This is a genomic window from Paenibacillus sp. 01T422 (assembly GCF_056398785.1).
Genome location: NZ_JBFTQB010000166.1, coordinates 1 through 8982, shown reverse-complemented (window position 1 = coordinate 8982; position 8982 = coordinate 1). Strand labels below are relative to the sequence as shown.

6 protein-coding genes are annotated in these 8982 nt (G+C 42.3%); all 6 read left to right on the top strand.

Annotated features, from left to right (window positions below; translation table 11 throughout):
* The coding region (locus AC1DUA_RS11870) for an ABC transporter substrate-binding protein (RefSeq protein ID WP_477499947.1) at window positions 1-1486 on the top strand (1486 nt) is incomplete at its 5' end.
* A 181-nt stretch (window positions 1487-1667) separates the two neighbouring features.
* Window positions 1668-2663 (top strand): ABC transporter permease, encoded by a 996-nt coding sequence (locus AC1DUA_RS11865; protein WP_477499946.1) that lies wholly within the window; start codon window positions 1668-1670, stop codon window positions 2661-2663.
* A gap of 40 nt (window positions 2664-2703) precedes the next feature.
* Window positions 2704-3573, top strand: coding sequence for a carbohydrate ABC transporter permease (locus AC1DUA_RS11860; protein WP_477499945.1), 870 nt, complete (start codon window positions 2704-2706; stop codon window positions 3571-3573).
* A 56-nt stretch (window positions 3574-3629) separates the two neighbouring features.
* Window positions 3630-5207 carry an ABC transporter substrate-binding protein gene (locus tag AC1DUA_RS11855; RefSeq protein ID WP_477499944.1) on the top strand — a complete coding sequence of 526 codons (1578 nt, stop codon included), beginning with the start codon at window positions 3630-3632 and terminating at the stop codon, window positions 5205-5207.
* Window positions 5208-5245: 38 nt separating this feature from the next.
* Window positions 5246-7519, top strand: a complete 2274-nt coding sequence (locus AC1DUA_RS11850; protein WP_477499943.1) for a hypothetical protein — start codon at window positions 5246-5248, stop codon at window positions 7517-7519.
* A gap of 79 nt (window positions 7520-7598) precedes the next feature.
* Window positions 7599-8982 (top strand): response regulator (locus tag AC1DUA_RS11845; protein WP_477499942.1); only part of this gene is annotated, 1384 nt, incomplete at its 3' end.

Below are 8982 nucleotides of genomic sequence, written 5' to 3'. Positions count from 1 at the left end.
GTCAGGATGTGAGGCCAAGCAATCGCTCAAAGATATGCCGGCTAAACAAGTTCAGGCAACTGATCGTACAAACCTAAATGATCTGCCTAAGGTTGAATTGGTTTATTACTTCCCATCCCCACCCCAGCGTGATTTGAAGATGGTGAATGATGAGTTGAACCGAATCATTGGGCCCAAAATTAATGCCACCGTGAAGTTGAATATGATTGACATTGGCAATTACGAACAGAAGATGAACTTCATGATCGCTTCGGGGGAATCATTCGATTTGGCCTTTACATCAACATGGATCAACAACTACTTTCAAAATGTTGCTAAAGGAGCTTATATTCCAATTGACGATTTGCTGGAGAAGTATGGCTCCCAAACAAAAGCAGGTGTTCCAGCTTATTTATGGCATGCTGCCAAAGTGAACGACAAGTTGTACGGTGTGATTAACTACCAGGTTATGGCTACTGGTTATGGATTCGATGTGCAGAAAGAACTCGCCGATAAGTATCATTTTGATTGGAAACAGGCAAAAACCTTGGAAGATCTGGAGCCTTATTTGGATGCCGTGAAAAAGGAAGAGCCTAATAAGATTCCATTGGAATACTCCTCCACTGGAGACATATTTGTAGGTGCCGCACCCTTGTATGGGTTCGATGTTATCGGTGACCAGAAAATGCCTGGCTGGGTTCGTTTAAACGATAAAGATTTGAAAGTTGTGAACCAATACGATACACCAGAATTCAAGAAGCTAATTGCACAAACTAGAAAATGGTATGAAAAGGGGTACTTTCGTAAAGATGCAGCAACAACGAAAGAGATTGCAGCTGATAGAAAAGCCGCCAGATATGCAATGGTGATGCCAGCTTTTCAAAAGACGGATTCGACGGAAGATCCATTCAGTGATAGCGGTTTAAAGTCGATTACGGGAGTGGAATGGTACAGAAAACAGTTTACTAAGCCACTCATTACGACGGACCGTGCGGCGGCGACAATTACCGCGATCTCCAGAACTTCCAAAAATCCGGAGCGGGCTATGATGTTTCTTGAACTAATGAACAGTGATCCGCAAGTTGCCAATTTATTAAACTTCGGGATCGAAGGCAAACATTATAAGAAGATATCTGGTACCCGTATTGAACGGATCAAGGATAGCGGATATGATCCCAACTTCCCATGGGTATTCGGGAATAATCTGCTTCTATGGAACACCGAGAACGATGCAGCCGATGCCAATGAAAAGTGGGATCAATTGAATAAAACTGCCGTTTTATCTCCGATCCTCGGCTTCACCTTCAATACGGAAGCTGTCAAATCGGAAATCGCGCAATGTCAGGCAGTGATCGACCAATATTTATCTGCGCTGACGACAGGAACGGCCGATCCTGACAAAATTCAACCGGAGTTTATCGATAGGCTGAAGAAGTCCGGTGTCGACAAGGTTATTGCCGAGAAGCAGAAGCAGTTGGACAAATGGCGCCAGGTTAACGGCAAGTAGGAAAAGCAAAAAAGTCTTCAATCCCAAATAGGGGTTGAAGACTTTTTTTATTTTGTGGAGATCAATTATTTTTTGATGCCGTGTTTTGTTAAGAAATTGGAGGTATGTTTCATTTTTGTTGTTTCTTTCGATAGGAAGTAGTTTTATGATCGGCTTACATCAACTGCAAGGGAGAATATCCATGAATGAACGAAACGTACAGGCAAAGCAGAGAATACAACATGCATCACGCCAATCAATCCCAACTCGTCGCTCATTCCCTATTATAAGTGAACTTATTAGAAACAAAGTTTTGTACACCATGATGTTGCCTGGTCTTTTGTTTATTATTGTTATTTACTATCTTCCTATGTTCGGGGTCGTTATCGCTTTTCAAGAATACAATCCGATTAAAGGCATCCTGGGAAGCAAATGGATAGGGTTCACGAATTTTAAATTCCTTTTCCAATCAGATGCGCTGTATCAAATTACGTTTAATACGATTGTTTATAACCTCATCTTTATTGTTCTTGGCCTGGGTCTTGCATTAGTAGCCGCCATTCTGATTAATGAGATAAGTAATCGCTTTCTTGCGGGGGTTTATAAAAGCGTCATTTTGCTTCCCTATTTATTGTCATGGGTTGTGGCTGAGTACTTGCTGTTTTCTTTCCTAAGTATGGACAAGGGGATTATCAATCAAATGCTTCAATTTGCCGGGTTCGAACCTGTGCAATGGTATGCTGAGCCTTTGTATTGGCGATTTATAATTCCCGCTGCTTATGTGTGGAAGAACGTGGGTTACTTTGCGGTCATATTCGCTGCAGGTATCACCGGAATATCCAGCGATTATTACGAAGCCGCCAAGATCGATGGCGCAAACAAGTTTCAGCAAGCGCTCAAGATCACCGTTCCAATGCTCGCTCCGATCACACTTACGTTGCTGCTTTTGCAAGCAGGGAAAATATTTTATGCTGCATTTGGCGACTGGGGCTTATTTTATAACTTACCCCGTGAATCCGGTATTTTGTTCAGTGCAACGAATGTGATCGATACCTATGTATTCAGGTCGCTGCAAAAGATGAACGATTTCGGGATGTCTTCCGCAATCGGTTTATACCAGTCCTGCATTGGATTTATCCTTGTTGTGGTTTCCAACTATGTGATAAGGAAATACGATCGTGACAGCGCATTGTTCTAGTCCAAGTCATTACTTATGGAAACGATCAGGAGGAAGTGAAATGAACCGCTTGAGATTATCAAATTTGGTGATCAATTTTAGTTTTATCGTGTACTCAGTTTTATGTATCGTACCGATGCTTGTTGTTTTGTCCATTTCATTATCGAGCGAGAAATCCATTTTTCAGAACGGATATCACATTATTCCGCGCGATTTCAGCACGAAAGCTTATGAGTTTATTCTGCTCGGCAACTCTCCCATCCTGCGAGCGTATGGCGTAACGATTCTGGTCACGATCATTGGGACGGTGCTGCACCTTGTCATCTCCTCGATGTTTGCTTACAGCCTTTCAAGAAGGGAAGTAAAGTACAGAAATATCGTTTCCTTCTTGGTTGTCTTTTGCTTGCTTTTCAATGGGGGCCTAGTACCGTGGTATATTCTGATTTCCAAATATTTGCACATGAAAGATACAATTTTCGCTCTTTTCATTCCTTATTTGGTTTCGTCTGTAAATATATTGATTATGAGAAATTTTTTTCGCACAATTCCCGAGTCAATTATTGAATCCGCAAGAATAGATGGCTCCGGTGAGTTTAACACCTTTTTGAAGCTAGTGATTCCCTTATCAACGCCTGTATTGGCTACTATCGGTCTCTTTGTAGCTGTTTTTCATTGGAATGACTGGTTTACGTCCGCTCTTTTTATCGATAGTAACAAATTGTTCACCCTCCAATTCTTACTTCAATCCATCATGAACAATATTGCCTATCTTTCAGGGAATCCTCTGGTCGAGAAATCTGCGGCTAATCTTCCCGACGAGACGGCTAGGATGGCTACTTGTATCCTGGCTGTGGGGCCGATCGTGCTTGCGTATCCTTTTTTGCAAAAATATTTTGTTAAAGGGCTTACAATGGGCGCTGTAAAATCTTAGTGTTTGGCTTTACCGGGTATTACCCCGTTTAGCATATAAAACTATGGAGGTCATGCATGATGAAAAAAATGAAGAAAATTGCACATACGATCGCGGTTCCATGTCTCGTTCTCTCAATTGCGCTGACAGGTTGCGGTGACAAAACAGCAACTGTACCAACGAAGGATTCGACGTCTACGGCGGCTGCGGACCCTGGGAAAGATTTGAAACCGGTAGAGCTTACGTACTATTTCCCGAATACCCCTCAGAAAGATCTTGCCAGTGTAGAAGAAGAATTGAATAAAATTTTGAAAGCTAAAATTAACGCAACGGTTCATTTAAAACTCATCGATTGGGGCACATATGATGAAAAAATGAATGTCCTTATGGCTTCTGGAGAAAAATACGATCTTGCGTTCACGTCAACTTGGGCGAATAATTTCTATCAAAACGTATCCAAAGGAGCATTCGCGCCGATTGACGAATTGCTTGCCGAGTACGCTCCGGGCATTAAAAGCGCTATACCAGAAACTTTCTGGAAAGCCGTTAAAGTGAAGGGACAGACTTATGGGGTGCCTAACTTCCAGCAAGCCACTGCAGGTTATGGGTATATGATCCAAAAAGCTGTAGCTGATAAATACAAGTTAGATTGGAAATCCGTTACGAAGTTGTCAGATCTGACGCCATTCTTGGAAACAGTTAAAAAGAATGAGCCGGATCTCATTCCCTTCGGAATAAGCAAGAAAGAGGATATTTTCACAAAAGCCCCAGCTATGTTCGGATTTGAGGCATTGGGCGACGCAGCAACTCCAGGGTCGATATATGTAAATGATCCAAGCCTCAAGGTTGTGAATCAATTTGAGACTCCTGAATTCAAAAGCTTTGTGACGCTGATGAGAGATTGGTATGCAAAAGGATATGTAAGAAAAGATGTTGCCACTTTGAAGGACATGGAGTCCGATAAAAAAGCTGGCAAGAATGCCATGACCTGGGCGCAGATTGACAGCGACACGATTGTAACTGAAAAAGCAGGGATGGAATCCACCGGCAGAATGTCGAATGCGAACAAAGATGTGCCATCTTACGATTTACAGTTCGTAAAGCCATTGCTAACAACAGATAAAGCGGCCGCCACGATCACTGCTATTTCCGCAACTTCGCCGAACAAAGAAAGAGCGATGATGTTCCTGAATCTGCTCAACACGGATAAAGAAGTGTACAACTTGATTGCTTGGGGAGTCGCAGATAAGCATTATAAGAAGGTTGGCGATAATCGCATTGAGACGAAAGCGGACGGTGGATACCAAATTTTTTCCGGATGGGAATTCGGCAATTTGACGAATTCGTACTTATCGGAAGGAGATCCAAAAGGCGGCGAAGTAGATGCGAAGTTTGTCAAAATGTGGAGTGATTTGAATAAAAACGCAATCCCATCCAATGCTCTGGGTTTTGTATTCGATTTCGCCCCGGTTAAGGCAGAGAAAGCGAACTGTGACGCTATTATTGAAGAACTTTACTATTCAATTTCAACAGGGACTGTTGATCCTGACAAGTATTTGCCGCAATTCCTCGATAAGTTGAAAAGAGCGGGGGCAGACAAAATTGTTGCTGAGAAGCAAAAACAATTGGATGCGTGGAAAGCGGCAAATAAATAAACGGAGACGCCTCCTATTATGACGCTGAGGTGTAAACGATGAGCAATAGTTATACCCAAATGATGAAACGTAATGCATGCAAATTAGAACTAAAGCTGACTACTTATGAGGAGTCACAAGTAAGGCACTCTGTCACAAGCATGCTGGTCGAAGAAAGTGATGATACGACACTAGCGCTGCAAGATTCCTTATGGAAAATTGGCTATACCTGTTTAAAGGTTGATAATAACGAGGATGTCGTAGATTACGAAATAACATTCAAGGTAGTAAAAGGCTCTGTAAATCAAGCCAATGTATCGGTTAGTATGGTGCTCGACAAGTGGGCGAAAGAGAACTATGTGCTCATGCCTGCAGCAGCATATGATGGGAATCGATTTAAAGTAAGCGAACAAACGTATCCTCCGATGTTGACTCGAGAGGATGAGATTGGCTCTMATATTCCGATCACAATAACGGATGTTCCAAGGTTAAATCAGGAAGTGGGAATCTCTGAGATTGAATTGCGAACAGGTGATTTGGCTACTCCAGCTGTTGGATGCTTCCAGCGTGAGCAGAAGAAAGGATTTTTCATGCTCACCAAGCAAGGGACATCACTCGGCGATTCTGGGATTAGTGTGAGAGAAAATGAATTGCGAACACAAGCCGTCATTACATTATCCGCGCCTGCGGTGAGACGCTATAAGTACAGCATGTGCAATGCGAAAGATACATCCGATGATTATGGATTTGATTTCCATGAAAAAGATGAAGTGACCTTGAAGTTTCGGCTGTATTTCTTTGATTGCAACCGTATTTCAGAGCTGTTTGACTATTTTGCGAAAATCCGTAAGGATTTGACCGGTCAAGTGCAATTGCGTAATGAGATACCATTCTCTGCCTCGTGGGATATATTGGAAGCGAAATATAATCGGGATAACTGGCAGCAAGCAGATGAGTTCTATCGGTCATCGACTTCGACACACGAAGTTTTTGGCGAATGGCAGACAGGATGGGTTGGAGGAGCAATCAATACGTACCCTATGTTTGCGATTGGAAACGAGCTTTCGAAAGAAAGGTCATTCAAGACATTGGACTTCTTATTTTCAAAAGTTCAAGCACCTTCAGGTTTCTTCTACGGGATTCACTGTAAAGGAAAATTGTACGGCGATAATTTCAAAGACCAAGAAGATATAAATTGTGTGCTGACAAGGAAAAATGCGGATGCGATCTACTTCATCGTCAAGCAATTCATGCTTCTTGAAGATTTAAAGGTGGCTATACCGGCCCATTGGAAGGAAGGACTCAAAAAGGCCTGCGATGCATTCGTTAGGTTATGGAAAAACAATGGGCAGTTGGGGCAATTTATCGATGTTCACAAAGAGAAGATTATCATTGGCGGAAGCGCATCCGCAGGCATTGCCCCAGCTGGATTAGCCTTGTCCGGGAATTACTTCAACGAGTCGTTGTATATAGATGTAGCGGATCACTTGGCCCAATTATACGATATTGATTTTGTTGAAAATGGAGTAACTACCGGCGGTCCTGGGGAAATATGTCAATGTCCGGATAGTGAATCAGCATTTGCCTTACTGGAATCATATGTCGTTCTGTATGAAGTTACAGGGAAGAAGAAATGGCTGTTGATGGCTGAACATACAGCTAAGATTTGTGCAACCTGGTGCGTTTCTTATGACTTTGAGTACCCTCCTACGTCTGAATTCTGCAAACTTGATCTGCGTTCAACAGGCTCCGTGTGGGCAAGTGTACAAAACAAGCATGCCGCGCCTGGCATTTGTACCTTATCTGGACTGTCTTTGCTAAAGCTTTATCGGGCCACATCGAACGAATTTTATTTGGAACTGTTACGTGAAATCGCGCATAATATTCCGCAATATGTATCCAGAGATGATCGTCCTTTGAGAATCTCCTGGGATTCGGACCCAAGTAGCACTTATTCACCGCCCGGTTGGATGGGGGAGCGGGTTAATACAAGCGATTGGGAAGGTAAAGCGAATGTTGGTGGTGTTCTTGGCGGTTCGTGTTGGTGTGAAGTAACCAATATGCTTACTTATTTTGAAGTGCCGGGTATATATATTCAAAAAAATAAGGGGATTGTTTGCGCAATCGATCATATTGACGCTGAGATAGTCATGGACAATGCTGCTCAACTTACGGTTTGCTTGTCAAATACAACTAAATTTACGGCAAAAGTTAAAGTGCTTGTTGAAGACGATGAAGAGTCATTGAAACCATTGCATGCAAATAGCATGTTGGAATATCAAACAGTCATCTTGAAGCCTGACAGCTCATATACAATGTACTTGATGAAATAAATATCCGGATATGGAAAGTCATTGAAGTCCGACGCCTATTCAGCCCAGTATGAAATCTTCCATTGGAGATGATGGATGCTTGTATAAAGTCATGATTGTAGACGATGAGCCTCTCGTGAGACTGGCTATGCACCAAATGATCGTATGGAAAGAACTTGATATGGAGATTGTGGCTGAAGCTGATGACGGAGTTGAGGCTCTGGCCGTTCTGCAAAAGCGTCAAGATATCGATATTTTGCTGGTTGATATTCAGATGCCCAAAATGAACGGTATTGAATTGTTAGGATCTATTCAATCTATTGATACGATGAAGAAGCCAATTCCAATTATCCTAAGCGCATATAGTGATTTTAGTTATGTTCGTGAAGCCTTTTTACTTGGAGCTTTCGACTATATTGTTAAAGCAGATATGGACGAGGAGTACATGTTGCCTGTTCTGCAGAAAGCAGGGCAAAAGTTAAAAAAGCTTGCTGCCTCCTATGATTTACAAATGATCGGTACAAGGGTGGAAGAAAAAGTAGATCTAGAAAACGTGATTACCGAACTTCTTACCATAGATATCCAATCGGATAAGATGGCGTATTCCCGAATCGTTACTGAAGTGAGCAATTGGCTGGGCGAGAGTTGTCAAGCAGCTGTTGCGGTCTCGATTACAAGCACAGCGGATATGAGTTTGAAGCAGGCGATGAAGCAGACGATTAAAACAGAGCTGGACTCAGCGTTATTCAAGCATATTGTTTATTGTGAGGACACGAATGACGTATTCATTCTATTAACGGTTCCGCACCTTAGAAGTGAAATGGCGATTCGTGAACGGATTCATACTGCGCTCTCATTAATCAAAACAAGACTTGAGCAGTATTTGAATGTCCGTGTAGCCATGGGAATTAGTGATATCGTTGATGGGAGAAACCACTGGCAAAGGTTGCTGAATCAGGCGAGAAGTCTAGTTTCTTTGTGTTATTTTGAGGGTTATGACAAGTTCTTTTATCCAGAGAGTGAAATTAAAATAAGCTTGGAAACTAGCGCTGATCTGCGAAATACGCTCAAAGCCAAAGGTGTCGAGATTGCAAGATTGCTTGAGCAGGAGAATGAACAACTATGGGAGCTTGCATTTGACCGATATGTGAAACTGTTGAAAGAAAAGACAAGATATGAAGTTCATGAAACAAGGTTGATACTTACCGATTTCCTTTGGGAGCTTGGCTCATTCTTGTGTGCCCAAGAAGTTCAATGGGGGGGCCTGTTTGACAATACGAATCCCTTCGAACAGTTGAAAAACTTTCATACACTCGAGGATACCTTACAATGGATCAAATGGGTCTGTTCAGACATGTATCGGTTCATTCATGAGCAAAGACAAAAAGAAAGTTCGCCGCCATATAGTATCGTTGAGAAGGCCAAAGAATTCATTCATCAGCATTATTGTGAGGAACTGAGTCTAGGTATGGTTAGCAAATGGG